This is a genomic window from Acidovorax sp. GW101-11A03, from assembly GCF_059424825.1.
The window spans coordinates 39,201-64,342 of sequence record NZ_JBWKZU010000005.1; the positions used below are offsets into that span (position 1 = coordinate 39,201).

The following is a 25,142-nucleotide window of genomic DNA, read 5'->3' on the forward strand; positions in this document are numbered from 1 at the left end:
GCTGGCCGGGCAACCGGCCAGCCTTTTTTGTTTACTGCATTGCCTCTTTGCCTGTCGATGAAACCCGAACGTTTTGGCCTGATGGCCCTGCTGGCCGTGACCGTGGTGTGGGGCACCACCTTCCCGGCCATGAAGCTGCTGTCCACCCAGCTTGATGCGCTGCAGATCATCTGGCTGCGGTTTGTGATTGCGCTGGCGGTGCTGGCGCCACTGTGGTGGGGCATGTGGCGCCATGAGCGCCTGTGGGGCTGCGCCCTGGGCGCGCTGCTGTTCCTGGCGTTCTGGCTGCAGATCGAGGGGCTGGCGCGCACCAGCAGCAACCGCAACGCGTTTGTGACAGGCCTCAACGTGCTGGTGGTGCCGCTGATTGCCATGGCCGCCATGGGCCGCCGCTACGGCTGGCGGTTGTGGGCGGCCTGCGGGATGGCCCTGCTGGGCATGACCCTGATGTTCCACGAGAACGAGCCCTGGAACCTGGGCGACACGCTGACGCTGGCCAGCACCGTGTTCTATGCGCTCTACATCCTGGCGCTGGAGGAATGCGCGCGCCGCACGGTCGCGCGCCCCCTGCGCGCCACGCGCATGGCGGCGGCGCAGGCCCTGGTGATGGCGGTGGCATCCACCCTGCTGCTGCTGGGCCGCGACGGGGGCATGGGCTGGCTGCCGGCCACCGCCCACCTGCCCACCGATGCCTGGGTGGCGCTGCTCTACCTGGGCCTGCTGGCCAGTGTGGTGGTGGTCACGCTGCAGGCCTGGGGCCAGCAGCGCGTGGACGCCATGCGCAGCGCCATCGTGTTCGGGCTGGAGCCGGTGTTTGCCGCACTCACGGCCTGGGCGCTGCTGGGCGAGCGGCTGGGCTGGGCGGGCCTGGCGGGCGCGGCGCTGATCGTGGCGGCGCTGGTGTTCAGCCAGATCCCGCCGTCGGCACGGGCACAGCCCGCTTGATCCGGAGTTTCAAGGAAAAACAGGCTTTTCCGCGCGACCATTATGCCTTTGCAGCTATCTAAATGATAGCAATATCACCGCTTACAGTACGGACACATGCCCCATGCGGCGCGGGGCGCGGCGCTATACCTGCGTGACCAGCCCCACCATCTTCACCACCTCCAGGTCGCGCCCCTTGACCGAGGCCAGCTCGGCGCGCAGGCGGTCGTTGTTCCAGCGTGCATCGGGGGCGCCGCTGAGGAACCAGTCCGAGCCGTTGTCGGCCAGGAACATGCCGTAGGTCTTGAGCGCCGCCAGGATGGCCTGGGCCTCGGCGCTGAAGCTGGCGGGAACGGCGTAGGCCGCCTTCAGGCGCACGCGCATGCCCATGGGCGGCAGGTTGGGGTCGGTGTTGGACGACGCATAGTGCGTGGCCGGGGGCACAAACGCGCGGCGTGTGCGCGCCGCCGTGAAGCGCAGCGCATGGCGGATGCCACCCGCGCCCTGCGATGCCTCGTCGTACCGCACCAGACCGGGAAAGATGGGCAGCCCGGCGGCGTCGGCGCTGGTCCAGCCAGGCCTGGCGGTGGGCCGCACGGCGTTGTTGTCGAGGTGGAACACGGCGCCCACATCGGCCAACCAGCGGTCGCCGCGTGCAAAGGCGCGCCCCAATTCATAGAGCCGCTGGTTGTCGCGGTCGATCACCAGCACATGGCGGTCGCCGTTCTGCCCCGGCGCACCTTCCACGGGCGCGTCGAGCGGGATGGGGAACGGGCCGGGGTCGCTTTCGTCGCCGTAAGCCTGGTACTCGATGGCCACCCGCGCCTGCTGGCCCGAGACCACCTGGTAGGGAATGCCGATGGGTGCGCCCTCCCACAGGCCGGAGCCAAAGTCGCGGTACAGGCCCTTGTCAGCACCGATGCTGGCGATGAGGCGGTCGGAGGCCGGGTCCACATCGGCGCCGCTGATGTCGGTGTTCCAGGGGTTGTCGGCCGGGAAGGGGATGGCGCCATTGAGCGCCGCACCGGGCCCCAGGCTGGCGCGCGATAGGTTGCCATAGGCCACGCTGCCGGGCGGTGGTGGGGGCAGGGGCGGCGGTGATGGGGATGGCGCCGGAGCGGGGGACGGCGCGGGAGCAGGGCTGGCCGGGGCATCGCCACCACCGCCGCCTCCACACGCCGTGAGCAACAGAACAGGAAGGGCCCCCAGGGCCCGGCGGCGTTGGCGTTGCATGGTGCTTGTCTCCGGTGCGTGGCGATCGGGCGCGGCCCCGGGCAGGGCCGGAATCTGGTTTCCGGTTATCCAGCGGGGGCGGGCGGATTCTGCCGCAGAAGCTGGGCGCGGCCTGTTAGAAGATGTTCGCGGGGTGGGCTGCGGGGGCAGACCAGCACACGCCCCCGGCCATCAAGGCAAGGGCAGGGTCACCTCGGCAGCCCGGCGGGGCTTGCCAATGGGGGCTGCGGCCTGGCCCTTCTGCACGGCGGCGATGTCTTCCTCGCTGGGGTATTCGCCTTGCAGCCAGTAGTCGAACACCCGCCGCACAATGGGCGCTGCGTGGGCGGCGCCAAAACCGGCGTTCTCCACGATCGCAGCGACGGCGATGGTCGGGTTCTCGGCCGGGGCAAACGCGGCAAACAGCGAGTGGTCGCGCTGGTGCTCTTCCAGCGCCTTGGCGTTGTACTTCACGTTCTGGCCCAGGCTCACCGCCTGCGCCGTGCCGGTCTTGCCACCGGCGGTGTAGGGCGCACCGGCGAACACGCGGGTGCCGGTGCCGCCCTTGTTCACGGCCACCATGGCGTTGCGCACGATTTCCACGTTCTTGGGCAAATAGCCCAGGTTCTCGCCGGGCGGCTGGGCGATCTCGGTGATCGCCCCCGTGACGGAGTTCTTCACCGCCTTGGCCAGGTGCGGGCGGTAGCGGGTGCCCCCGTTGGCCATCGTGGCCTGGGCCAGCGCCAGCTGCAGCATGGTGAAGTTGTTGTAGCCCTGGCCAATGCCCAGCGACACGGTTTCACCGGGGAACCAGCGCTTCATCTCGGGGCGCTTGTAGGCGTTGCGCTTCCATTCGGTGCTGGGCAGGGTGCCGCGCACTTCGCCGTTCAGGTCGATGCCGGTGGACTGGCCAAAACCCAGCGGCTTCATGAAGTCGTGGATGGCGTCCACGCCCATCTCCACCGCCAGCGAATAGAAATAGGTGTTGCTCGACTGCTGGATGGCGCGGTGCATGTCCACCCCGCCCAGCCCGCCCTCGTGGCTGCGGAAGGTGTGGCCCCCAAAGGTGTAGAACCCCGGGTCGTTGACCACCAGGCTGGGCGAACGCTTGTTCAGCTGCAGCGCGGCCAGCGCCATGAAGGGCTTGTAGGTGGAGCCGGGCGGGTAGGTGCCGCGCAGGGCGCGGTTGAGCAGCGGCTTGTCGATGGATTCGTTGAGTGCAGCCCAGTTTTCGGCATCGATGCCCTCGACGAACAGGTTGGGGTCGAAGGTGGGCTTGCTCACCAGCGCCAGGATTTCGCCGTTGCGCGGGTCGATGGCCACCAGCGCGCCCCGGCGGCTGCCATACAGCTCTTCGATGAGTTTTTGCAGCTTGACGTCGATGGACAGCATCACGCTGTCGCCCGGCGTGGCCGCGTGGCTGGACAGCTTGCGCACGGCCCGCCCGCCCGCCGAGGTTTCCATCTGCTCGAAGCCGGTCACGCCGTGCAGCGCCGCCTCGAAGCTCTGCTCCACACCCAGCTTGCCGATGTATTCCGTGCCCCGGTAGTTGGCCTCGTCCTCCGAGTCCTGGATGCGCGCCTTCTCGGTCTGGTTGATGCGGCCGATGTAGCCAATGGCATGGCTGCCCACATCGCCCAGCGGGTAGTTGCGGAACAGCCGCGCCTTGATGTCCACCCCCGGAAAGCGGTAGCGCTGGGCGGTGAAGCGCGCCACCTCCTGGTCGGTCAGGCGGGTGCGGATGGGCAGGGATTCAAAGTTGCGCGACTCGTCCATGAGCCGCTTGAAGCGCCGGCGGTCCCGCGTCTGGATGTCCACCACCTTGGACAGCGCGTCAATGGTTTCGTCGAGCACCCCGGCGCGCGAGGGCGTGATCTCCAGCGTGTAGGCCGAGTAGTTGGTGGCCAGCACCACCCCGTTGCGGTCCAGGATCAGGCCCCGGTTGGGCACGATGGGCGCGACCGCCGTGCGGTTGCTCTCGGCCTGGGCCGCGAGGTCGTCGTGGCGCACGACCTGCAGAAAAATCAGCCTCGCCACCACCAGGCAGAACGCGGCAAACACCACCAGGCCCACCACCACGGCCCGCAGGCGAAAACGCGATGCGTCGGCTTCGCTGCTGCGCAGTTCGGTCATGGCTGCGCCCCCACAGGAACGGAGCAGACGCTCGCGGCCTGTGCGACTGGCACGGCCCAGGCCAGAGGACGCCGAGCCAGGGCCGCCCCGCCGCGAGGGCGTCGTCCCCCTTCCCGCAGTGCGCAGCACTGCGAGAGAAGGGGGAAGCGGCGCAGCCGCTCAGGGGGTTGCCTCATGTTCACAACGGGCGGTTCTGGTCGCTGTCGGGCGGACGGCGCTGGGGCGCCAGCAGCACCCAGCTGGCCAGGGGCCAGAGCAGCGCCTCGATCAGCGGCGCCAGCAGGCTCCACAGGCCCGGAAAGATCCCGCCCGCCGCCATGCGCAGCAACAGCTCGATGGCATGGGCCAGCGCAAACAGCGGGAACACCTGCAGCGCCTGCGACGGCACGCTGAACCACAGCAGGCGGCGGTGGATGGCAATGGCACCAAACGACAGCACGGTGTACGACAGCGCATGCTGGCCCAGCAGCGCCGACTGGCTCACGTCCATGCACAGGCCCAGCACAAAGGCCGCGCCCATGCCAATGCGCAGCGGCTGGTGCACGCCCCAGAACACGAGCAGCACCATGAGCAGGTCGGGCGTCCAGACGATGCGGCCCAGCGGCAGCATGTTGATGGCCAGGCCCGCCACCAGGCTGAACCACATGAACACCGGGTTCACCGGCATCAGCAGGGGTTCACCACGCGGCATGATCATGGCGTGGGCCCTTTCGTGTGGATGCGGGGGATGACGCAGCGGCTCACTTGCGGCCTCCGCGCTTGTTCGACGGCACCGGGTGCGCTGGTTCGGGGCGCTGCAGTTCGTGCTCGGCCAGCGGCTTGAGCACCACCACGTGGCGCGCGCCCTGCACCTGGGCCAGGGGCGCGCAGTAGATGCGGGCAAACGCCGAGTCGGCCCGGCGCTCCACCCGCACCACCCGCGCCACGGGCAGGCCCGGGGGGTAGAGGCCGTCCACACCGCTGGTGGTCAGCAGGTCGTCTTCGCGGATGTCGGCATTGGCGGGCATGAAGCGCAGCTCCATGCCACCGCCATGCCCCGCCACGGGGTCGCCATAAGCCACACCCCGCACGCCGGTGCGGATGTTCAAAACGGGGATCGCCTGGTCGCGGTCCACCAGCAGGGTGACCTCGCTGACCAAGGGGAACACGCGCGTGACCTGGCCCAGCACCCCGGCCTCGTCCATGACCGGTGCGCCCAACTCCACGCCGCCCAACTGGCCCCGGTCCAGCACCACGCGGCGGGTGTAGGGATCGGCGGTGTCATAGATCACCTCGGCCGCCTGGGCCGGGGTCTGCAGCCGGTCGCGCAGTTCCAACAGCTTGCGCAGGCGGCCGTTTTCCAGGGCCAGCTGATCGGCCTGGTTGGCGCGCTGGCCCATCTCGGTCATCTTCTTGCGCGCGGTGTCCAGGTCCTGCTGCGCGGTCTGCAGCGACTGGAAGTAGCCAGCGCCCTGGCTGGCAAACTCCACCGGCTTGAGCATGAGCCACTGCACCGGGTAGAGCACGGTGGCCACCACCTTGCGCAGCGGGTCGGTGATGTGGAAGCGCGCATCGGCCACCATGAGGAACAGCGCCAGCGCACTGAACACGGCCAAACGCGACAGGGCCGAGGGGCCCTGTTTGAAGAAAGGGGGAGCGCTGCGCTCTAAAGTACCCAGTGGCATGTGCGGCGCATGCGGTCAATGAAGTGGTCGCGTGCCTGTGGCATGACAGGCATCCCCGGATTACTCGCTGGTAAAGATGCTGCCCAGGCGGTCCATGCGCTCCAGCGCGATGCCGCAGCCGCGCACCACGCAGGTCAGCGGGTCTTCGGCCACCAGCACGGGCAGGCCGGTTTCTTCGGCCAGCAGGCGGTCCAGGTCGCGCAGCAGCGCGCCGCCGCCGGTGAGCATCATGCCGCGATCGGCAATGTCGGCACCCAGCTCGGGAGGGGTTTGCTCCAGCGCGTTCTTCACTGCCGAGACGATCTGGTTCAGCGGGTCGGTCAGGGCTTCCAGCACTTCGTTGGAAGAAATGGTGAAGCTGCGTGGCACGCCTTCGGACAGGTTGCGGCCCTTGACTTCCATCTCGCGCACTTCGGAGCCGGGGAAGGCCGAGCCGATGTTTTTCTTGATGGCTTCGGCCGTGGGCTCGCCGATCAGCATGCCGTAGTTGCGGCGGATGTAGCTGATGATGGCTTCGTCGAACTTGTCGCCACCCACGCGGACGCTGCCCTTGTAGACCATGCCGCCCAGAGAGATCACGCCGACTTCGGTCGTGCCGCCGCCGATGTCCACGACCATGGAGCCGCTGGCTTCCGAGACCGGCAGGCCCGCGCCGATACCGGCGGCCATGGGTTCTTCAATCAGATAAACGGCCGTGGCGCCCGCCGCCTCGGCGGCGTCCTTGATGGCGCGGCGCTCGACCTGGGTGGAGCCGCAGGGCACGCAGATGATGATGCGCGGGCTGGGGGTGAACAGCGTGCGCGGATGCACCATCTTGATGAACTGCTTGATCATCTGCTCGGTGATCACGAAGTCGGCGATCACGCCGTCCTTCATCGGGCGGATGGCTTCGATGTTGCCGGGCACCTTGCCCAGCATGGCCTTGGCCTCGTGGCCTACGGCCTGGATGACTTTCTTGCCGTGGGGGCCGCCTTCGTGGCGAATGGCGACCACAGAGGGCTCGTCGAGGACGATGCCTTTGTCGCGGGCGAAGATGAGGGTGTTGGCTGTGCCAAGGTCAATGGCAAGGTCGGTGGAGAAGTACCGACGGAAAGCTCCGAACATTCAAAAGTCCTCTCGGGCACGGCATGCACGTCGGCCTGCCATCGCCAGGTATTTCAGGGGGTGTTTATTGGCTTTTTTCACGCAATTGACTCCCATTCCGGGAGCTTTGCGGCAAAGCCGGGATAATACCCCATCCCCTGTGAATAACTCCCTCCGGCGCAGCCTGGATCACAGCTTTACTTCTGGTTTCTCTAGATTCTCCTCCCTATGGCACTGACCCCCCAGGACATCGGCCGCATTGCCAACTTGGCGCGGCTTGAGCTGACACCCTCCGAAAGTGAGCGCATGCTCACGCAGCTCAACGGCTTCTTTGACATCGTGGAACAGATGCGGGCTGTGGATACCTCGGGCGTCACGCCCCTGGCCCACCCCGTGGCCGCCATCCAGGACGTGCAGCTGCGCCTGCGCGAGGACGTGGCCAGCGAGCCCAACCAGCGCGAAGCCAACCAGCAAAGCGCGCCCGCTGTCGAACGGGGCCTGTTCCTCGTGCCCAAAGTGATCGAGTAAGCAAGAACTGACTTTCGCCGCATGACTTCCACCGCATTGCATGACCTGGGCGTGGCCCAGTTGGCCACCGAGCTGCGCGAACGCCGCGTTTCGGCCGTCGAGGCCGCCCAGCATTTCCTTGACCGCGCACAAGCCCACCAGGACCTGGGCGCCTACGTGGCCGTGAACCCGGACATCACCCTGGCCCAGGCCCGCGCCCAGGACGCCGCCATTGCCGCTGGCACTGCAGGCCCGCTGGCGGGCGTGCCCATCGCCCACAAGGATATTTTTGTCACGCGCGACTTCCCCAGCACTGCGGGCTCGAAGATGCTCGCGGGCTACCGCTCGCCGTTTGACGCCACCGTGGTCACCAAGCTGGCCGACGCAGGCGCCGTGACCTTGGGCAAGCTCAACTGCGACGAGTTCGCCATGGGCTCGGCCAACGAAAATTCGGCCGTCGCCCCCGTGGGCTTTGACGCCCCCGCCCCCGTGCGCAACCCCTGGGCTACCGACCGCATCCCCGGCGGCTCGTCCGGCGGCAGCGCCGTGGCCGTGGCTGCGCGCCTGGCGCCCGCCGTCACCGGCACGGACACCGGCGGCTCCATCCGCCAACCCGCCTCGTTCTGTGGCATCACCGGTATCAAGCCCACCTATGGCCGCGCCAGCCGTTACGGGATGATCGCGTTTGCCTCCAGCCTCGACCAGGCGGGGCCCATGGCCCGCTCGGCCGAAGACTGCGCGCTGCTGCTGTCCGCCATGTGCGGCCCCGACCCGGACCGCGACTCCACCAGCCTGGATATGCCCGCCGAGAACTTCAGCGCCAAGCTCAATGACAGCATTGACGGCCTGCGCATTGGCATCCCCGCCGAGTTCTTTGGCGAAGGCCTGGCGCCCGATGTGCGCGCCGCCGTGGATGGTGCCCTGAAGGAATACGAGAAGCTCGGCGCCAAGCTGGTGCCCATCAGCCTGCCGCGCACGCAGCTGTCCATCCCGGTCTACTACATCATTGCCCCGGCCGAGGCGTCGTCCAACCTCAGCCGCTTTGACGGCGTGAAGTTTGGCCACCGCGCCAAGGACTACACCGACCTGGTGGACATGTACAAGAAGACCCGCGCCGAAGGTTTTGGCGACGAGGTCAAGCGCCGCATCATGATCGGCGCCTATGTGCTCTCGCACGGCTATTACGACGCCTACTACCTGCAGGCGCAGAAGATCCGCCGCATGATCGCCGACGATTTCCAGAACGCATTCAAGAGCTGCGACCTGATCGCGGGCCCCGTGGCCCCCACCGTGGCCTGGAAGCTGGGCGACCACGGCAACGACCCGCTGGCCGACTACCTGGCCGACATCTTCACCCTGCCCGGCTCGCTGGCCGGCCTGCCCGGCATGAGCGTGCCCGCCGGTTTTGGCGAGGGCGGTTTGCCCGTGGGCCTGCAGCTGCTGGGCAACTACTACCAGGAAGCCCGTCTTCTGAACGCTGCGCACCGCCTGCAGCAAGCCACCGATTTCCACCTCCGCCGTCCGGAGGGCTTCTGACATGACCGCCAAACTGATCCATGGCTACGAAGTCGTCATCGGCTTCGAAACCCACACCCAGCTTGCCACCCAGAGCAAGATCTTCAGCCGCGCTGCCACTGCGTTTGGCGCCGAGCCCAACACCCAGGCCTGTGCCGTGGACCTGGCCCTGCCCGGCACCCTGCCCGTGATGAACCGAGAGGCCGTGGCCTGTGCTATCAAATTAGGACTGGCCCTCGGCTCCCACATTGCCGAGAAGAGCATTTTCGCGCGCAAAAACTACTTCTACCCCGACCTGCCCAAGGGCTACCAGATCAGCCAGTTCGAGATCCCGGTGGTGCAAGGCGGCGAGGTATCGTTCTTTCTGGGCGACGAAAAGCAGACCGTGCGCCTGGTGCGCGCCCACCTCGAAGAAGACGCGGGCAAGTCGCTGCATGAAGACTTCATCGGCCAGTCGGGCATCGACCTGAACCGTGCTGGTACCCCCCTGCTGGAGATCGTGACCGAGCCCGACATCCGCAGCAGCGAAGAAGCCGTGGCCTATGCCAAGGAGCTGCACAAGATCGTCACCTGGATCGGCATCTGCGACGGCAACATGCAGGAAGGCAGCTTCCGCTGCGACGCCAACGTGTCGGTGCGCAAGCCGGGCCAGCCGCTGGGCACGCGCCGCGAGATCAAGAACCTGAACTCGTTCAAGTTCATGCAGCAGGCGATTGACTACGAAATCCGCTGGCAGATCGAGCAGATCGAAGACGGCCATGCGATCCAGCAGGCCACCGTACTGTTTGACCCCGACACGGGCGAAACGCGTGCGATGCGCACCAAGGAAGACGCGGCCGACTACCGCTACTTCCCCGATCCCGATCTGCCTCCGCTACATATTTCGGAGCAATGGATCGAGGAGCAGCGCGCGCAGATGGCCGAATTGCCTCGCACCATGGCCGCACGTTTTGTGGCGGACTACGGCTTGCCCGAGTACGACGCGACAACGCTCACGCAAAGCAAGGCGATGGCCGCCTACTTCGAAGCCGTGGCCAAGGCCTGCGGCCAGGCCAAGCTGGCCAGCAACTGGATCATGGGCGAAGTCTCGCGCCGCCTGAACATGGCCGAGATCGGCATCGAGCAGGCGCCCGTGTCGTCGGCTCAGCTGGCCGCGCTGATCGCGCGCATTGCCGACGGCACCATCTCCAACAACGCAGCCAAGCAAGTGTTCGACGCGCTGTGGACTGGTGAGGGGCAGGACGTGGACGCCGTCATCGAGGCCAAGGGCCTCAAGCAGATGAACGATTCCGGCGCGCTCGAAAAGATCATCGATGAGGTGATCGCCGCCAACGCCGACAACGTGGCGCAGTTCCGTGCGGGCAAGGACAAAGCCTTCAATGCGCTGGTGGGCCAGATCATGAAGGCCAGCAAGGGCAAGGCGAACCCGACGCAGGTGAACGAGCTGCTGCGCGCCAAGCTCGCAGGTTGATGGCTTGATGGACTGAACCCAGCAACGACCAAAACACAAGGGGCCTCGCGGCCCCTTTGTTTTTTTCGTGCTTTGCAATGGCCCGTATTTACCGGCTGGCGGCAGGCGTTTCTGCCGCAGCACCGGCGGCCGCAGCAGGCAGGCGCTGCGACTCCCACAGCTTGCGCAACTGGGCCAGCTCGGCATCAAAGCGCTGGTGCACGCGCCGCTTTTCCTGGTCCTGCCCGGCGATGAAGCGCTGCTGCTCGGCGATGCTATCCTCGTTCTCGGCGATCTTGCGGCGCAGCGCCATGGGCGCCTTGTTCGGGTCGCGTTTGTAGAACTCCATTTCCACCTCAAACGCCTTGTGCTGCTGCTTGAGTTCGGCAATGCGTTTTTCTGCGGTGGCGGTCACGTCATCGACCATCTGGATGGCCGCCGCGCGCTCCACATCGTGGGCCGCCTTGTCGGGGTAGCGGGTGGTGAGCACGCGCTCGCGGCGGCGCTCCTCCACTTCGCGGGCGCGGGCCTCGGCCTCTTTGCGCTGCTGGGCCTCCTGGGCGCTGCGCTCCTGTTCGGTGAGGGAGGGGCCGATCTGTCGGCGCACAGTGCCCGAGGGGCTCAGCTCGCGCTGCTCACGGTCCAGGCATTCGGGGATGGGGCGGTCGGCAGTCAGGCGTCGGCCATTGCGGTCCACACAGGTGTAGATACCTCCTGCCTGCGCCCGCGCCAAATCGGCGGCCAGGGTGGCCAGCAGAACCCCGCCCATGATCCACGCCGATTTGCTGCCGCTCAAAGTTGTCTACCCCTCGTTGACGCCATACCGCTGGCGGTAGGCCAGCACTTTGTCATGGTGGGAACGCATTGCGTCCTCCCCGTTATGCTCCAGGTAGAGCAATAAGTCTGCCAGACGCGCAATGGCGCACACCTGCATGCCCAGCTGGTGGCGCACGTACTGCACGGCGCTGTGGTCTACGTCCTGGCCATTTTCTGTGGCTTTTTCCTGGCGGTCCAGCGCAATGGCCACCGCATGGGGCGTGGCGCCTGCCGCCTTGATGATGGCGATAGACTCGCGGGCGGCAGTGCCGGCCGACATCACATCGTCCACGATCAGCACCCGGCCCTTCAGGGGCGCGCCCACCAGGGTGCCACCTTCGCCATGGTCCTTGGCCTCCTTGCGGTTGTAGGCAAACGGCACGTTGCGGCCCAGGCGGGCCAGCTCCACCGCCACCGTCGCAGCCAGGGGAATGCCCTTGTATGCAGGGCCGAACACCATGTCGAATTCGATGCCGCTGGCCAGCAGGGCTTTTGCATAGAATTCCGCGAGGCGGCCGATCTTGCGGCCGTCGTCAAACAGACCGGCATTGAAGAAATAGGGGCTCAGGCGCCCGGCCTTGGTCTTGAATTCACCAAACCGCAGCACGCCCGATTCAACGGCAAAACGGACAAAATCCTGCGCCAGCTGGCCCTGCTCTGAGGTTTGCGCGCCAACATCCACCATGGGGAAATCCTTGTTCAAATTAACCAGCCTCAATCTCAATGGCATCCGCTCGGCCACCAGCAAAGGCGTGGAAAGCTGGATGGCAGCCACGCGGCCGGATTGTATTTGTGTGCAGGAAGTCAAGGCACAGGCGCCCGACATGGCCAACCGCTTTGAACGGCTGGCCGACCTGCAGGGCCACTTCCACTTCGCCCAGAAAAAAGGCTATTCCGGTGTAGGGGTGTACACCCGGCACGAGCCCTCCGACATAGTGATTGGCTATGGATCTGAAGAGTTTGATGCAGAAGGCCGCTATGTAGAGCTGCGCTTTGACACGCCCGCGCGCAAGCTGTCCATCATCAGCGCCTATTTCCCCAGCGGCTCCTCGGGCGAAGAGCGCCAGTTGGCCAAGTTTCGCTTTCTGGCCGAGTTCCACCCGCACCTCATGCGCCTGAAGGCCGAACGCGAATTCATCCTGTGCGGTGACATCAACATTGCGCACCAGCAAATAGACCTCAAAAACTGGCGCAGCAACCAGAAAAACAGTGGTTTTTTGCCCGAAGAACGCGCGTGGATGACAAAGTTGTTGCACACAACTGATGAAGGCGGCGGCATCATCGACGTTTACCGCCAGTTACAACCGACCGCGACCGACACCGCCTACACCTGGTGGAGCAACCGCGGCCAGGCCTATGCCAACAACGTGGGATGGCGTCTGGATTACCACCTGGCCACCCCCACGCTGGCGGCGCTGGCACGCACCGAATCCATCTACAAGGGCGAGAAATTCTCCGACCACGCACCGATCACGGTGGACTACGAATTCCGTCTATGACCCGGCCCCGCTGACCCGATGACCGACGCCGCTGCCTCCGCACCCCCACCCGCCCACAGCTTTCGCCCCCCCAGTACGGAGGCCTTGTGGAAGCAGATTTCCACCCCCCACCCCACAGTGGGGAAGGCGCGGCACCTGGGCGAGGCGCTGGTGCATGCCGGGCTGCTGGCCACCCCCGCGTTGTCAGAGGGCCTGCAGGCGCAGCAGGCAGAACGCAGCCAGGGCCAGCACCGGCCCATCGGCCAGATCCTGGTGGACCGGGGGGCCCTGACCCAGGAGCAGCTGCGCAACGTGATCGCCACCTGGCTCGGTGAGTACACGGTGCACCCCGGCGACATCACCCCCGAGCCGTCGGCGCTGGCCCTGATCCCCCGCGCCGTGGCCGAGCGCGAGTCCGTGCTGCCGCTGATTGCCCGCGAGGACGCGCTGGTGCTGCTCATGGCCGACCCCTGGGACCGGGTGCTGGTGGACGAGATGCGCTTTCTGACCCAGCGGCGCCTGATCCCGCTGCAGGCTGCGCCGGGCACCCTGATGCCCGCCATCCACAAGGCCTACCGCACCACCTCCGCAGCGCCGGGCAACGCCAGCGCAGGCGCCCGCGCCACCTCGCAGGAGCTGCTGACCAACCTGAGCAGTGCCGCGCCGGACGCCGATGCCGAACAGGCCGATGTGATCAGCGAGTCGGACAACACCCTGGTGCGGCTCATCAACTCGGTGATCGACGAGGCCATCAACCACCGCGCCTCCGACATCCACATCGAGACCGAGCCCGCGCCGCGCAATGTGCGCGTGCGCCTGCGCATCGACGGCGATCTGGTGCCCTATCTGGAGCTGCCTGCGCGCTACCGCTTTGCGATGGTGGCGCGCATCAAGATCATGGCCAGCATGGACATCTCGGAGCACCGCAAGCCCCAGGACGGCAAGATCGACTTCGCGCGCTTTGGCGGCCCGCCGGTGGAGCTGCGCGTGGTCACCGTGCCCACCTCGCGCGGGCTGGAGGACGTGGTGCTGCGCCTGCTGGCGGGCGCCAAGCCCCTGCCGCTGGAGAACATTGGCCTGAGCCAGCCCAACCTGCTGGCGCTGCGCTCCGTGGTGCAAAAAAGTTATGGCCTGGTGCTGGTGTGCGGCCCCACCGGCTGCGGCAAGACGACCACGCTGCATTCGGTGGTGCGCGACATCAACACCGCAGGCCGCAAGATCTGGACGGCCGAAGACCCCATCGAGATCACGCAGGAGGGCCTGCGCCAGGTGCAGGTGAACCCGCGCATCGGCTGGACCTTTGCCGCCGCCATGCGCACCTTTCTGCGCGCCGATCCGGACGTGATCATGATCGGCGAGATGCGCGACGAGGAAACCGCGCGCATCGCCATCGAGGCCTCGCTCACCGGGCACCTGGTGCTGTCCACCCTGCACACCAACTCGGCACCCGAGAGCATTGCGCGCCTGCTCGAAATCGGCCTGGACCCGTTCAACTTTTCCGACTCACTCCTCGCGATCCTGGCCCAGCGCCTGGTGCGCCGCCTGTGCCCCGCCTGCCGTGAGCCGCGTGTGGCTGACCACGACACGCTGCTGGGGCTGGCATCGCAGTACCTGGACAGCGGCACCAACAACACCACCGATGCCCGCGAGGCGCAGATCGCGCGCTGGCGCCAGCAATACGGCGGACCCCAGGGCGAGCTGCGGCTGTGGCGCCATGTAGGCTGCAAACAATGTGACAACCACGGCTACCACGGGCGGCTGGGCATCCACGAGCTCATGCTGAGCGACGAGGCCATCCGCCAGCACATCCGCCGCCGTGCACCGGCCGCGGACATCCGCCACTCGGCGCTGGCGGCCGGCATGCGCACCCTGCGCCAGGACGGCATCGAGAAAGTGCTGCAGGGCCTGACCGACATGGCCGAAGTGGTGGCCGCCACCAACCTGTAGCGCACTGCGGGCGCAAGCGCTTCACCACGCACTGGGCCCGGTGTGCGGGTAAGCCGGGGTTGCACACCCCGGAGCCCGGTGGGACCATGTAAGCAAGTGCAACCCCTGCGACCCCACCAGGGCGCACGCACCAAAAACGTCGCAAGCAACGTCAACAATTGTCAAGACGCCCCATTTGTGGCGATTTTCCGTTTTGGACCTGTCGGATTTCGTGCTTTCCCCTGCATAGTCACCCTGTGCCCGCCCCCCTGCCCCTGCGGCCGGGGCTTCGATGAAAGACCCGCACCAGCCCCGGCCCTTGCATCGGCGGAAACGGAAGACGTGAAAGTTGTGATGATGTTCAGAGCCACTGCCGTCCTGCCCCGCGCAGGCGCCGCCTTGATTTCCCTGATGGCCTTCTGCGGCCCGCAGTGGGCACATGCGGGCCCGGTGTGCCCCGGCCTCGAAAGTCGGCGGGTGCTGCAGCTGCACGCATCCCAGAGCAGCAAGCCCCAGGCCTGCGACCTCAAGGGCCTGGCCAGGCTGCCAGCCAAAGAAATCGTGGCCACGCTCCCTGCCGCGCTCGGCCTGGCAGGCGAGCACCGCTGGCGGGGCGTTTCGCTGCGCTACCTGGTCGAGCAGATGGGTGGGGGTGAACGCAGCCAGATCCTGCTGACTGCACTGAACGACTACGCCATCGAAATCCCCTGGAGCGACCTCGTGCGCTTCGACCCCATCCTGGCGTACAGCCGCGATGGCGAGCGCATCAGCATCCGCGACAAGGGGCCGCTGATCCTGATCTACCCATTTGGCACCCACCCCCAGCTTCAGGGGCAGGACTACATCAACCGATCCATCTGGCAGGTCCATGCAGTCGCCCTCCGGTAAACCGCTGCCCCGCCGGGCGGCCAACGACATCCCCCCCGGCCAGCCCCGCCCGCATGCCACCTACTGGCTGCTGGCCATGGTGGCGGCCATGGCGCTGGCCACGGCCGCCACCCTGTGGTGGACGCTGCGCCAGACCCATGTGCTGGCGCAGCCCCACCAGCAGAACGACCTGTGGTACGTGTCCAGCGTGCACAACGAGCTGGCCCGGGTCAGCCTGCTGGCGCGCAAGGTGCGGGCCCGCGAGGCCAGCACACAAGACCTGCAGGAGCGGCTGGAAGTGCTGCTCGGCACACTCGACACCTCCGGCCGGGGGCCCCGCGTCAGCACCCAGCTGCGCGAGGCATTGCCCGAAGCCGCCCAGGACCTGGACAGCCTGCGCCCGCTGGTCGAGCGCTGGTCCACCCAGCTGGCCCCCCTCGCCCTTCAGAACGGCAACGGCAACGGCAGCGCCAAGGCTGCCGCCGCCATCACCGCCGACATCGTGCGGCAGTCCGACGCCCTGCTGGACCGCCTTCGCAAGGTGGTTGCCACTGTCCACCTCTTCAGCGCCCAGGAGGCCAGCCAGGCGCGCCAGCAGCTGTCCCAGCGCTTTTTGTTGCTCAGTGCCGTGCTGGGTGGGCTGCTGCTGGGCACGGCCCTGCTGATTGCCAAGCTGGTGCGCGACACCCGTCTCGCCCGCGCCGCGTCGCAGCAGCTGGTGCAGGCCAACCGTCAGCTCGAAGTGCGGGTGGCCAGCCGCACCCGCAAGATCGAAGAAGGCCGCGCGCTGCTGAGCTTCATCCTGGACACCAGCCCGAGCGACGTGGTGCTGGCCGAGGTCGAAAGCGGCCGCGTGCATTTCATCAACCGCCGCCTCACCGAGCGCCTGGGGCTCAAGGCCGCACCCGAGACCCTGTTCCTGCCCGAGCTGCTGCACGACCCCGAAACCCGCGAGCGCTTCACCCAGGCCCTGGACCGGTATGGCCAGGTCGATGCCATGGAAGCGCTGATTGGCGAACATGACCCCTGCTGGAGTTCGCTGTCGGCCCGTCTGATCGAGGTGGAGGGGCAACTGGCGCACCTGCTGTGGGGCTTTGACATCAGCGCCCACAAGGCGCTGGAAGGCCAGCTGCGCGAGCTGGCCACCCGCGACGCGCTCAGCGGACTGCTCAACCGGCGGGCGTTCCTGGAGCGCAGCACCGCCCTGTTCGACCATTGCCGCCGCCACGGCCAGCCCTGCGCCGTGCTGATGATCGACATCGACCACTTCAAACGCATCAACGACCGGCACGGCCACCAGATGGGCGACGTGGCCATCCGCACCTGCGCCGAGGCCATTGGCCACGCCCTGCGCGACGCCGACCTGCTGGGCCGCCTGGGGGGCGAAGAATTTGCCGTGCTGCTGCCCCACGCCACGGCCGACAGCGCGATGGTGGTGGCCGAACGCATCCGCAGCGGCATGGCCCAGATGAACATCGTGTCGCCCCAGGGCCAGCCGCTCTCGTTCACCATCTCGATCGGCGTGGCCGAAATGGCGGCGCACCATGCGGGCATCGAGCCCCTGCTGGTGGATGCCGACCAGGCGCTGTATCGCGCCAAGGCCACAGGCCGCAACAAAGTGCTTGCCTACGAAGTCGCTATCGGACAATCTTGACCCCACCGCCTGCCCCACACACCATGAGCCTGCGCCTAATGATCGTTGACGACAGCCGCATGTCGCGCCTGATCCTGCAGGGCCTGATCCTGCAGACCCACCCCCAATGGACCATCGTGCATGCCAGCAGCGGCGAAGAAGCCCTGCAGCTGGTGCGCGAAAACCCCGTGGACCTGGTGTCCATGGACTTCAACATGGCAGGCATGAACGGCCTGGAAGCCGCCCTTGCGCTGCGCGAGATCCTGCCCGCCGTGCCGATTGCCATCCTCACGGCCAACGTGCAGACTGCCGTGCAGGGACGCATCGAGGAAGCCGGCATGGTGTTCATCGCCAAGCCCATTACCGCCAGCGCAGCCGCCCAGCTCGCAGCACTGGCAGGAGCCTGACATGACGGTGCAGCTAGATGCCGAACAAATCGACGCGCTCAGCGAGATCTTCAACATCGGCGTAGGCAAGGCCGCCGCCGCCATGGGCGCACTCATGCACGACGAAGTGCTGCTGTCGGTGCCCCATGTGAGCATCTTCACCGTGAGCGAAGCCGCCCAGCAGCTGGGGGCCGCAGGCAGCACCATGTACGGCGTGCGCCAGCCTTTTCGCGGCACCTTCAACGGCGACGCCCTGCTGATCTTCCCCGGCCACAAGAGCCTGGAGATCGTGCGCATCGTCGCAGGCCAGAGCGTGCCCGGCGAAGACCTCAGCGCCATTGAGCAGGATGCGATGACCGAGGTGGGCAACGTGATGCTCAACGCCTGCATCGCCGCGCTGTCCGACCTGCTGGGCAACGAATTCCAGCTCAGCCCCCCCAGCATCGACGTGGGCGACAGCCGCACCATCCTGGGCACCCGCATCCAGAACCACCTGGTGGTCTTCCTGCACATCCGCTTCGAGCTGCTGAGCAGCCAGATCGAGGGGTTTGTGGTGTTTGTGCTCAACACCACCTCGCTGGAAGGCCTGCGTGCGGCGGTGAACCGGCTGCTGGGGCGGCCGGCGGAGATGGACTGACGCCGAGGCCCGCGCGGCGCGCTGTGCGACACTCGCCGCCACCTCCGTTGCGCCACCCCATTGCGGCTGGCGCGCCCTGGACTCCACCTCCCGCCCCGCATGCTCCGTTACCTCACCGTCCCCGTGACCGCGTTCCAACAGAACTGCTCCCTCGTCTGGTGTGATACCACTCGCCAGGCCGCCGTGATCGACCCCGGGGGCGATCTGGATGTGCTGCTGGCTGAAGTCCAGCGGCTGGGCCTCACGCTGTCGCAGATCTGGCTCACGCACGCACACATCGACCATGCGGGGGGCACGGGCGAGCTGGCCACGCGTTTGGGGCTGCCCATCGTGGGGCCGCACCCGGGCGACCAGTTCTGGATTGATGGCCTGCCGCAGCAAAGCGCGATGTTCGGGTTTCCGCCCGCGCAGCACTTCACGCCCACGCGCTGGCTGGCGGATGGCGACCAGGTACAGATTGGCAATGAGACGCTGGCCGTGCGCCACTGCCCCGGGCACACGCCGGGGCATGTGGTGTTCCATGCGCCGCAGATCGACCGGGCCTTTGTGGGCGATGTGCTGTTTGCGGGCAGCATCGGGCGCACGGATTTCCCGATGGGCAACCACCAGGATTTGATCGACAGCATCACCCAGCGCCTGTGGCCCATGGGCGACCAGACGGTGTTCATCCCCGGGCATGGGCCGGAGAGCAGCTTTGGCCGCGAGCGCAAGAGCAATCCCTATGTGGGCGGCACCTGAGGCGGTGTGCCTGCACGCTGAAATTTGTGCTTTTTTGGCCGTTTCCGCCCACTGGATAAGCCGTAATAGCTATCAAATTTGAAGCAATAACCCCTACCCTGAAGCCCGGCGCGCCCACCAGGTCGCGCGCCGGTCTTCGTGGCTGGGTCCTCGCTCTCGCGGCGCCTTAAAAGTCAAATGCGGCCGACAGGCGCACAGCACGCGGCGCGCCCACGTTCACCCGGCCCGCGCCCCAGATGCTGTCGAAGTACGCGCGGTTGGCCAGGTTGGTGACGGTAGCGCGCAGCACCACCGGCTGTGTGCCAAAGCGCGTGGCGTAGCGCGCACCCACGTCCAGCGTGGTCCAGGCGGGCAGCTTGACGCTGTTGTCGCCCGTGAGCCACTGGGCGCCCGTGTGGTTCACCCGGCCGTTGACCGACAGGCCCTGCACACCGGGGATGGCCCAGTCGGCGCCCAGGTTCAGCGTGAGCTTGGGCACGCCAAACTGCGCACGGCCCTGGTTCACGCCCTTGGTGGTTTGGGTCTGCTCGGCCTCGGTGTAGGCCACGCCGCCCAACAGGCTGAGCGCCGGGGTCAGCTGGCCGAACACATTCCACTCCACGCCCCGGTTGCGCTGCTCGCCATCCAGCACCTGGCGGTTGTTGGCCTCGATAAGGGCAGGCTTGCTGATCTGGAACAGGCTCACCGTTTGCGTGAGGCTGCCGCGCACCCACTTCACGCCCACCTCCATCTGTTTGCTTTTATAGGGCTTGAAGGTTTCGCCCTCGTTGGCATAGGGTGCCTTCACGGTGGTGCCCGCGCTCAGGCCTTCCACGTAGTTGCCATAGAGCGAGACGTTCTCGCCCCAGGGCTTGGCGACCAGGCCCACCAGGGGGGTCACGGCGCTTTCCTTGTACCTGTTGAGCTTTTGCTCTACCTGCTGCGCGCGCAGGCCCAGCGTGAGCTGCAGCCTGTCATCGGCAAACGCGAGGGTGTCCGCCACGCTCAGCGCCGTCATCACGTCGTCGTTGAGCTTGTTGTAGGTGGATGCGGCACCACCCGCCGGCATGGTGATGGGCCGGGGGTGGTAGATGTTGCTGTTGATGGCGGCCGTGCCGTTGGCGCGGCTGCCGCCTTCGTAGCTCATCACATTGGCGGCCAGGGTGAGCTTGTGGGCCACGGCGCCGGTGCTGAACTGGCCGCGCAGGCCCAGCTCGGCCGTGGTGGTGGTGTACTCGCCCCAGGAGTTGTAGGCCGTGCCCGTGGCATTGCCGGTGGCGGCATTGGCCGGGGTCCACACGGGCCGGGTGCCGAAGATAAAGCCGTCGTACGCGTGCTCGGCCCTGCCCGCCGATGCAAACGCCGTCCAGCCCGCACTGAGCTGGGCCTGGCCACGCACGATGAGGCCCTGCGTCTGCGTGTTGCTGTACACGCCCTCGCCGTAGAAGAAGTTGGTGGAGCCGTCGGGTGCCTTGGGCACGGTGGTCCAGCCGGTGAGGATGGGCTGCATGGGCGAGCCCTTGCGCACCTTGTTTTTCAGCGAATAGGCGTCGGCCTCAATGTTCCAGCCCTCGCCCTGGTAGTCGAGCGCCAGGTGGCCGATCTCGCGCGCCTTGGTCTGGTGGTTGAGCCAGGTTTCGCCGCCCGACAGCACGCCGTTGACCCGCACGCCCAGGCGCTGGTCCGCGCCAAAACGGCGCGCCATGTCGGCATGCACGCCCAGGTTGGATTGGGACGAGTACGTGGTGGTCACGCGCGTGAGCGGCGTCTTGCCCGCGCGCTTGGGCACGAGGTTGATGGCGCCGCCCACATCGCCCGCAGGTGGCAACCCCAGCATCATGGCGCCGGGGCCCTTGAGCACTTCCACCCGCTCGAAGAGCTCGGTGGGCGTGTTCTGCTCGGGCGCCAAGCCAAACGCTCCGTTGATGGCCAACGAGTTGGCAGAGACCCCGAAGCCACGAATGATGAAGTTCTCGACGATATGACCCTCATTGGTGGTGGTGCGCACCGAGGGGTCGTTCTTGAGCACCGCGCCCACCGTCTGCGCCTGCTGGTCGGCAATGCCTTCGGCGGTGTAGCCCGTCATGTTGAATGGCGTGTCCATCACGCCCACATTGCCCAGCACCCCCAGGCGCGTGCCCTGGGCCACCTTGCCACCGGGCGCTGCGGCGGGCAGGCTCTCGGGCGTTTCGGCCGCTGCATTCACGGTCACCTCCTTCAGCGCCACCGGGGCGGCCGGGCTTTGTGCCAGTGCCGCGCCAGCCCCGGCCAGCAAGGTCCACGCACAGGCCTGGGCGATCTGGCGCAGGGCAAAAGGATGGGCCGGGGTGGCACCCCGGGATGGGCGGCGAGTCTGCATAGAGAAAGTCCTGAATCAAAAGCGGGAGGAAAGAAATGGGAAAGCCGCCCCGTCAACGGATTACAAACAAGAATGAGTGCGATTCCATACAAGACGCAAACCCGCTCCTTGACGGAGCTGCGCAAAAGCGGCGCCCAGGATGTGCTGCGAGGCGTGCCGACGCGTTCATCCGGCATGCAGCGATGGTTCCACGCGGCCCATGGGCCTGTGTTTGCACGGCAAACAAAGATGTTTGCAGCACCTGCGCCGCCCGCAAAGAGCGCACCACCAGGCTACGTTGGAGGCGCCTTCCCGGGGGAAACGCGCCGCAAAGGAATCGGGAGCGTCCAATCTCCCTAAGCGCCCGCAATGGGCACGCCCCCGCCAGTGCCACCGTGGAGCTGGCTCTGCCAGGCCACGGGTGGCGTCCCCCTTGAGGGGGGAAGCCGCAAGGGGGCTCAGGGGGGCTTCAGATCCTCGCTCGGGCCAGCTTCGGCGGCATCCCGAACCGCTTGCGGTACGCCGTCGCAAAGTTGGCGGCGCTGTTGTAGCCCGCCACCAGCGCCGCCTGCCCCACGGTCAGCCCGTCCTGCTCCAGCGCATGGCGCGCTCGCTGCAGGCGATGCTCGCGCACAAAGTCGAACACCGTGGTGCCGTACACGGCGCGGAAGTGGCGCTGCAGCGTGTTGGCATTGGTGCCCGCCTGGCGCGCCAGGGCGTCCAGGGACATGTCCATGGCGCCATCGGTCTGCAAAAAGGCGTGCAGTGCGCGCATGCGCTGGTGTTCATGGGGCAGCAGGCGCAGCGCGGCGGCAGCGGGGGCCAGTGCCGGGGCGGGCGCCGGTGCAGGCCCGGGCGCGTGCTGCGACAGGCTGGTCAGCGCCTCGCCCACCAGTTCCAGCGCGCGGCTTTCCAGGTACAGATGCAGCAGCAGCGGGCTCAGATCGGGCGCGCGGGTGATCTGCTCGGCCACGGCCGCAATGCGGGCCGAGGGCTGCCAGTGGTGCATGGCCAGGTGCTGTCGGCGAAAGGCCTCCATGGCGTCCGACGCCGACGTGCCCGCCACCTGCTCCAGCCATTCACCGCCCAGGCCCACGCTCACCCGGCGCGCATAGGCGCCCCGGCGGCCGCGCCGCTCAAACCGTTCAGGCTCGGCCACCGACACCAGCAGTGCACGCGGCAGGCCGGGCCCGCGCGCACGCTGGCTGACGGCGCCGGACGACAAGGCCACGCGGCGCGGGCCATAGCTCACGTCCACCGAGCCCTCCAGCAGCAGCACGATGCGCAGGCCCGCCTCCATCTCGCCGCTGGCGGTGAAGTCCTGCACGTCGGCCGTGTCGTCGGCATGCAGGTGCAGCCCGGGGCGCAGCACCCGCACGCGCTGCAGATGGCGCTGCAGCGACGCCTGCATGCCTTCCGTCGGCGGGGCCGAGGGTTGGACGTTCAAGGGGCTGACAACGGACATGGGAAGGCAGACAGGCGTTTCGGCAGACGACGGTGGCAGAGCGGCGGGGCTTCGATGGCGCCGGAGGATGGAGACGGGTAGGTACTGGCCGCAGCAGGCGGTGGCGCAAAGGTTTTTCTCCACCCAGCAAACACGGCAGGCACCGGCCCGTGGGATGCTAGCAACTTGCGATAATAAATGCAAATGATTCTCAATAGTGCTTTTTATCCGGTCCGCCATCGGGCTGGGCTGCAAGCACCCTGCCATCCATGACCTTGACCCTTTCCCGCTGGCGGCCCACCCAGGCAGCCCGCCGCGTATTGGCCACGTTCCTGTGCGCCCTGGCCGCTGCGGCCACCGCCCCCGCGCAAGCGCAAACCACCACCCACACCGTGACCGACCTGGCCGGGCGCACCGTGAACCTGCCCGCTCAAGTGGACCGCATCCTGCTCGGCGAGGGCCGCCTGCTGCCCGCGCTGGGCGTGTTCGAGCGGGACGATGTAGCCCGCCGCCTGGTGGGCATGATGGGTGACTACGAAACCCTGGACGCCGCAGGCTACGCCCAGTGGCGCAGCCGCTTCCCGCAGCTGGACAAGGTACCGCGCGTGGGCCGCAACAATGCGAGCAGCTTCAGCGACGAGCAGGCCATTGCGCTGCGCCCGCAGGTGGCCGTCCTGGGCCTGGCGGGCGGCCATGGGCCCAGCAAGAACGACCGCGAGACCCTGGCCCGCCTGGAAGCGGCGGGTGTGGCCGTGGTGTTTGTGGACTTCCGCCACGACCCGCTCAAGAACACCCCCCGCAGCATGGAGCTGCTGGGCGCCGTGCTGGGCAAGCGCCAGGAGGCCGCCGCCTTCAACACCTTCTGGCGCGCCCAGCTTGAGCGCGTCACATCGCGCCTGCGTACCCTGCCTGCGGGCACCCGCCAGCCCAGCGTGTTCCTGGAAAACCGCGTGGGCCTGGCCGACGACTGCTGCGCCACCATGGTGGGCCTGGTGGGCGTGCTGCTGGATGCTGCGGGCGCCGACAACGTGGCACGCGGGCGCGTCCCCGGCGAGCATGGCACGCTGAACCCGGAGTTCCTGATCGCCACGCAGCCCCGGCTGTACATCGGCACCGGCATTGGCAGCATGGCCACGGCCGAGAAGTCGCCCCTGCGCATCGTGCTGGGCGCCGACGCCACACCCGAGGCGGCCCGCGCCTCGCTGCTGCGCGCCACGCAGCGCCGGGGCATCGCCCAGCTGCAGGCCGTGCAACAGCCCGGCCGCGCACACGCCATCTGGCACCACTACTACAACTCGCCGTTCAACGTGGTGGCCGTGCAGGTGTTTGCCAAATGGCTGCACCCCGAACTGTTTGCCGACCTGGACCCGCGCGCCACGCTGCAGACGATGTTCACCCAGTTCCAGCCGATCCCGCTGACCGGCGTGTACTGGACCAGCCTCTGATGCCCGCGCCCCACCCCGCGCAGGGCAGCACGCGCCGCGCGCTGCTCGCCGCCGGTGCTGGCACCAGCCTGGGCCTGCTGGGTGGTTGCGCCACCGGCAGCCCGGCGGTGCCTGCGCAGCTGCTGCAGGCCCCCGCCGCCGCACTGCCCGGCACCCACCATCAGGACCTGCGCGACCCGGCCAGCGGCCACACCTGGCGCATCTGGGTGCAGCGCCCCGCAGGCCCCGCGCCCGCCACGGGCCACCCGGTGTTGTATGTGCTGGACGGCAACGCCGCCTTTGCGCTGGCCGCGCAGCTGACCCGCAACGACGCCACACGCCCGCCCGAGTTGCGGCCGGATGCGGCCATCGTGGTGGGCATTGGCCACCCCGGCGACGCGGTGATCCACCCCGCCGAGCGCCAGCGCGACTACACCCCACCGCCGCCGGGCGGCAGCGCCACGCCCCAGGCGGGCGGCGCCGACCGGCTGCTCGACTTCATCGCGCGCGAGCTGCAGCCGCGCGTTGCACAGGCTTTTCCCGTCGATGCCCAGCGCCAGACGATCACCGGCCATTCCTTCGGGGGCCTCTGTGTGCTGCACGCACTGTTCACGCGCCCGGCGTTGTTCACCCGCTACGCAGCCACCAGCCCATCGGTATGGTGGAACCAGGGCCAGGTGCTGCAGACGGCCCAGCAGTTCATGCAGGCGCATGCCAAAGCGCCCCGCGCCTTCAGCGCCCGGCTGCAGTTGCGCGTGGGCAGCCTGGAGCATGCACAAACGGCCGCTACGCCCGCGCGCGCCGCCGTGCAGGCCGAGCGCCGCCTGCTGGACCGCACCACAACGCTGGCAAACCAGCTCACCACCCTGGCATGGCCCGAGCTGCATGTGCAGATGGCCGTGTTGCCCGGCCTGGACCATGGCAGCGTGATGCTACCCAGCCTGGTCGATGCCCTGGCCCTGGCGCAGCAGGCACGCTGAGCCTTTCA

Annotated in this window: 22 protein-coding genes; 13 read left to right on the plus strand and 9 right to left on the minus strand. The window is 67.5% G+C overall.

Going from position 1 to position 25,142, the window contains the following annotated elements:
- Positions 1–57 precede the first annotated feature (57 nt).
- Entirely contained in the window at positions 58–945 is an 888-nt protein-coding gene (locus tag AC07Z7_RS03955) for a DMT family transporter (RefSeq protein WP_252660264.1), read from the plus strand.
- Between the two features lie 123 nt (positions 946–1,068).
- Here AC07Z7_RS03955 and AC07Z7_RS03960 read toward each other — a convergent pair whose 3' ends face one another.
- The 5 genes from AC07Z7_RS03960 to AC07Z7_RS03980 all read right to left on the minus strand — a co-directional run bounded on the left by AC07Z7_RS03960 (position 1,069) and on the right by AC07Z7_RS03980 (position 7,037).
- A complete protein-coding gene (locus tag AC07Z7_RS03960) occupies positions 1,069–2,157 on the minus strand; it encodes a hypothetical protein (RefSeq protein WP_494765381.1) in 1,089 nt (362 codons plus the stop codon).
- Between the two features lie 171 nt (positions 2,158–2,328).
- A complete protein-coding gene (mrdA, locus tag AC07Z7_RS03965; RefSeq protein WP_094290154.1) occupies positions 2,329–4,269 on the minus strand; it encodes a penicillin-binding protein 2 in 1,941 nt (646 codons plus the stop codon).
- A gap of 178 nt (positions 4,270–4,447) precedes the next feature.
- Positions 4,448–4,966: a rod shape-determining protein MreD gene (gene mreD, locus AC07Z7_RS03970; RefSeq protein ID WP_094290152.1), complete on the minus strand. Its 519-nt coding sequence runs from the start codon at positions 4,964–4,966 to the stop codon at positions 4,448–4,450.
- A 43-nt stretch (positions 4,967–5,009) separates the two neighbouring features.
- Positions 5,010–5,933, minus strand: a complete 924-nt coding sequence (gene mreC / locus AC07Z7_RS03975) for a rod shape-determining protein MreC (RefSeq protein WP_094290151.1) — start codon at positions 5,931–5,933, stop codon at positions 5,010–5,012.
- Between the two features lie 60 nt (positions 5,934–5,993).
- Positions 5,994–7,037, minus strand: coding sequence for a rod shape-determining protein (locus AC07Z7_RS03980; RefSeq protein WP_008907364.1), 1,044 nt, complete (start codon positions 7,035–7,037; stop codon positions 5,994–5,996).
- Between the two features lie 207 nt (positions 7,038–7,244).
- Between AC07Z7_RS03980 and gatC the strand changes: the two genes are divergently transcribed.
- From gatC to gatB, 3 genes are read left to right on the plus strand one after another with little or no spacing between them, the layout of a single operon-like run.
- Positions 7,245–7,544, plus strand: a complete 300-nt coding sequence (gatC, locus tag AC07Z7_RS03985; protein WP_094290150.1) for an Asp-tRNA(Asn)/Glu-tRNA(Gln) amidotransferase subunit GatC — start codon at positions 7,245–7,247, stop codon at positions 7,542–7,544.
- A gap of 21 nt (positions 7,545–7,565) precedes the next feature.
- Positions 7,566–9,059: an Asp-tRNA(Asn)/Glu-tRNA(Gln) amidotransferase subunit GatA gene (gene gatA, locus AC07Z7_RS03990; protein WP_252660258.1), complete on the plus strand. Its 1,494-nt coding sequence runs from the start codon at positions 7,566–7,568 to the stop codon at positions 9,057–9,059.
- 1 nt (position 9,060) lies between these two features.
- Positions 9,061–10,509: an Asp-tRNA(Asn)/Glu-tRNA(Gln) amidotransferase subunit GatB gene (gatB, locus tag AC07Z7_RS03995; protein WP_494765382.1), complete on the plus strand. Its 1,449-nt coding sequence runs from the start codon at positions 9,061–9,063 to the stop codon at positions 10,507–10,509.
- Positions 10,510–10,597: 88 nt separating this feature from the next.
- On the opposite strand, the gene AC07Z7_RS04000 is transcribed toward gatB, so the two are convergent.
- Complete coding sequence (locus AC07Z7_RS04000; protein ID WP_094290147.1) at positions 10,598–11,257, minus strand: DUF4124 domain-containing protein; 660 nt, start codon at positions 11,255–11,257, stop codon at positions 10,598–10,600.
- Positions 11,258–11,290: 33 nt separating this feature from the next.
- Positions 11,291–11,989 (minus strand): orotate phosphoribosyltransferase, encoded by a 699-nt coding sequence (pyrE, locus tag AC07Z7_RS04005; protein WP_094290146.1) that lies wholly within the window; start codon positions 11,987–11,989, stop codon positions 11,291–11,293.
- A 10-nt stretch (positions 11,990–11,999) separates the two neighbouring features.
- Here pyrE and AC07Z7_RS04010 point away from each other — a divergent pair, with 10 nt between their 5' ends.
- From AC07Z7_RS04010 to AC07Z7_RS04040, 7 genes are all read left to right on the plus strand, one after another.
- Positions 12,000–12,803 carry an exodeoxyribonuclease III gene (locus AC07Z7_RS04010; protein WP_494765383.1) on the plus strand — a complete coding sequence of 268 codons (804 nt, stop codon included), beginning with the start codon at positions 12,000–12,002 and terminating at the stop codon, positions 12,801–12,803.
- Between the two features lie 18 nt (positions 12,804–12,821).
- Positions 12,822–14,729 carry a GspE/PulE family protein gene (locus AC07Z7_RS04015; RefSeq protein WP_494765384.1) on the plus strand — a complete coding sequence of 636 codons (1,908 nt, stop codon included), beginning with the start codon at positions 12,822–12,824 and terminating at the stop codon, positions 14,727–14,729.
- Positions 14,730–15,065: 336 nt separating this feature from the next.
- Positions 15,066–15,596 (plus strand): putative pterin-binding protein, encoded by a 531-nt coding sequence (locus AC07Z7_RS04020; protein ID WP_494765385.1) that lies wholly within the window; start codon positions 15,066–15,068, stop codon positions 15,594–15,596.
- On the plus strand, positions 15,577–17,229 hold the full coding sequence (locus AC07Z7_RS04025) for a sensor domain-containing diguanylate cyclase (protein ID WP_494765386.1): 1,653 nt from the start codon (positions 15,577–15,579) through the stop codon (positions 17,227–17,229). Before AC07Z7_RS04020 ends, AC07Z7_RS04025 begins: the two co-directional genes overlap by 20 nt.
- Positions 17,230–17,252: 23 nt before the next feature.
- Positions 17,253–17,615, plus strand: coding sequence for a response regulator (locus AC07Z7_RS04030; RefSeq protein ID WP_494765387.1), 363 nt, complete (start codon positions 17,253–17,255; stop codon positions 17,613–17,615).
- Position 17,616: 1 nt separating this feature from the next.
- Positions 17,617–18,231, plus strand: coding sequence for a hypothetical protein (locus AC07Z7_RS04035; protein ID WP_094290141.1), 615 nt, complete (start codon positions 17,617–17,619; stop codon positions 18,229–18,231).
- Between the two features lie 99 nt (positions 18,232–18,330).
- The gene (locus tag AC07Z7_RS04040) at positions 18,331–18,969 is read left to right on the plus strand and encodes an MBL fold metallo-hydrolase (protein WP_494765388.1); all 639 of its coding nucleotides are present in this window, start codon (positions 18,331–18,333) and stop codon (positions 18,967–18,969) included.
- A 166-nt stretch (positions 18,970–19,135) separates the two neighbouring features.
- Here AC07Z7_RS04040 and AC07Z7_RS04045 read toward each other — a convergent pair whose 3' ends face one another.
- Both AC07Z7_RS04045 and AC07Z7_RS04050 read right to left on the minus strand, forming a co-directional pair.
- Positions 19,136–21,307, minus strand: a complete 2,172-nt coding sequence (locus AC07Z7_RS04045) for a TonB-dependent receptor (RefSeq protein ID WP_494765389.1) — start codon at positions 21,305–21,307, stop codon at positions 19,136–19,138.
- A gap of 448 nt (positions 21,308–21,755) precedes the next feature.
- Positions 21,756–22,751 carry a helix-turn-helix transcriptional regulator gene (locus tag AC07Z7_RS04050; RefSeq protein WP_494765390.1) on the minus strand — a complete coding sequence of 332 codons (996 nt, stop codon included), beginning with the start codon at positions 22,749–22,751 and terminating at the stop codon, positions 21,756–21,758.
- Positions 22,752–22,999: 248 nt separating this feature from the next.
- Here AC07Z7_RS04050 and AC07Z7_RS04055 point away from each other — a divergent pair, with 248 nt between their 5' ends.
- Both AC07Z7_RS04055 and AC07Z7_RS04060 read left to right on the plus strand, forming a co-directional pair.
- Positions 23,000–24,175: an ABC transporter substrate-binding protein gene (locus AC07Z7_RS04055; RefSeq protein ID WP_494765391.1), complete on the plus strand. Its 1,176-nt coding sequence runs from the start codon at positions 23,000–23,002 to the stop codon at positions 24,173–24,175.
- Complete coding sequence (locus AC07Z7_RS04060; protein ID WP_494765392.1) at positions 24,175–25,134, plus strand: alpha/beta hydrolase; 960 nt, start codon at positions 24,175–24,177, stop codon at positions 25,132–25,134. The genes AC07Z7_RS04055 and AC07Z7_RS04060 overlap by 1 nt, the downstream gene beginning before the upstream one ends.
- Positions 25,135–25,142 lie beyond the last annotated feature (8 nt).

Excerpts from the sequence above, each read along its gene's own strand:
- AC07Z7_RS03955 (WP_252660264.1), top strand. The coding sequence starts at position 58 with ATGAAACCCGAACGTTTTGGCCTGATGGCCCTGCTGGCCGTGACCGTG.
- AC07Z7_RS03960 (WP_494765381.1), bottom strand. The coding sequence starts at position 2,157 with ATGCAACGCCAACGCCGCCGGGCCCTGGGGGCCCTTCCTGTTCTGTTG.
- mrdA (WP_094290154.1), bottom strand. The coding sequence starts at position 4,269 with ATGACCGAACTGCGCAGCAGCGAAGCCGACGCATCGCGTTTTCGCCTG.
- mreD (WP_094290152.1), bottom strand. The coding sequence starts at position 4,966 with ATGATCATGCCGCGTGGTGAACCCCTGCTGATGCCGGTGAACCCGGTG.
- mreC (WP_094290151.1), bottom strand. The coding sequence starts at position 5,933 with ATGCCACTGGGTACTTTAGAGCGCAGCGCTCCCCCTTTCTTCAAACAG.
- AC07Z7_RS03980 (WP_008907364.1), bottom strand. The coding sequence starts at position 7,037 with ATGTTCGGAGCTTTCCGTCGGTACTTCTCCACCGACCTTGCCATTGAC.
- gatC (WP_094290150.1), top strand. The coding sequence starts at position 7,245 with ATGGCACTGACCCCCCAGGACATCGGCCGCATTGCCAACTTGGCGCGG.
- gatA (WP_252660258.1), top strand. The coding sequence starts at position 7,566 with ATGACTTCCACCGCATTGCATGACCTGGGCGTGGCCCAGTTGGCCACC.
- gatB (WP_494765382.1), top strand. The coding sequence starts at position 9,061 with ATGACCGCCAAACTGATCCATGGCTACGAAGTCGTCATCGGCTTCGAA.
- AC07Z7_RS04000 (WP_094290147.1), bottom strand. The coding sequence starts at position 11,257 with ATGGGCGGGGTTCTGCTGGCCACCCTGGCCGCCGATTTGGCGCGGGCG.
- pyrE (WP_094290146.1), bottom strand. The coding sequence starts at position 11,989 with ATGGTGGATGTTGGCGCGCAAACCTCAGAGCAGGGCCAGCTGGCGCAG.
- AC07Z7_RS04015 (WP_494765384.1), top strand. The coding sequence starts at position 12,822 with ATGACCGACGCCGCTGCCTCCGCACCCCCACCCGCCCACAGCTTTCGC.
- AC07Z7_RS04020 (WP_494765385.1), top strand. The coding sequence starts at position 15,066 with ATGTTCAGAGCCACTGCCGTCCTGCCCCGCGCAGGCGCCGCCTTGATT.
- AC07Z7_RS04025 (WP_494765386.1), top strand. The coding sequence starts at position 15,577 with ATGCAGTCGCCCTCCGGTAAACCGCTGCCCCGCCGGGCGGCCAACGAC.
- AC07Z7_RS04030 (WP_494765387.1), top strand. The coding sequence starts at position 17,253 with ATGAGCCTGCGCCTAATGATCGTTGACGACAGCCGCATGTCGCGCCTG.
- AC07Z7_RS04035 (WP_094290141.1), top strand. The coding sequence starts at position 17,617 with ATGACGGTGCAGCTAGATGCCGAACAAATCGACGCGCTCAGCGAGATC.
- AC07Z7_RS04040 (WP_494765388.1), top strand. The coding sequence starts at position 18,331 with ATGCTCCGTTACCTCACCGTCCCCGTGACCGCGTTCCAACAGAACTGC.
- AC07Z7_RS04045 (WP_494765389.1), bottom strand. The coding sequence starts at position 21,307 with ATGCAGACTCGCCGCCCATCCCGGGGTGCCACCCCGGCCCATCCTTTT.
- AC07Z7_RS04050 (WP_494765390.1), bottom strand. The coding sequence starts at position 22,751 with ATGTCCGTTGTCAGCCCCTTGAACGTCCAACCCTCGGCCCCGCCGACG.
- AC07Z7_RS04055 (WP_494765391.1), top strand. The coding sequence starts at position 23,000 with ATGACCTTGACCCTTTCCCGCTGGCGGCCCACCCAGGCAGCCCGCCGC.
- AC07Z7_RS04060 (WP_494765392.1), top strand. The coding sequence starts at position 24,175 with ATGCCCGCGCCCCACCCCGCGCAGGGCAGCACGCGCCGCGCGCTGCTC.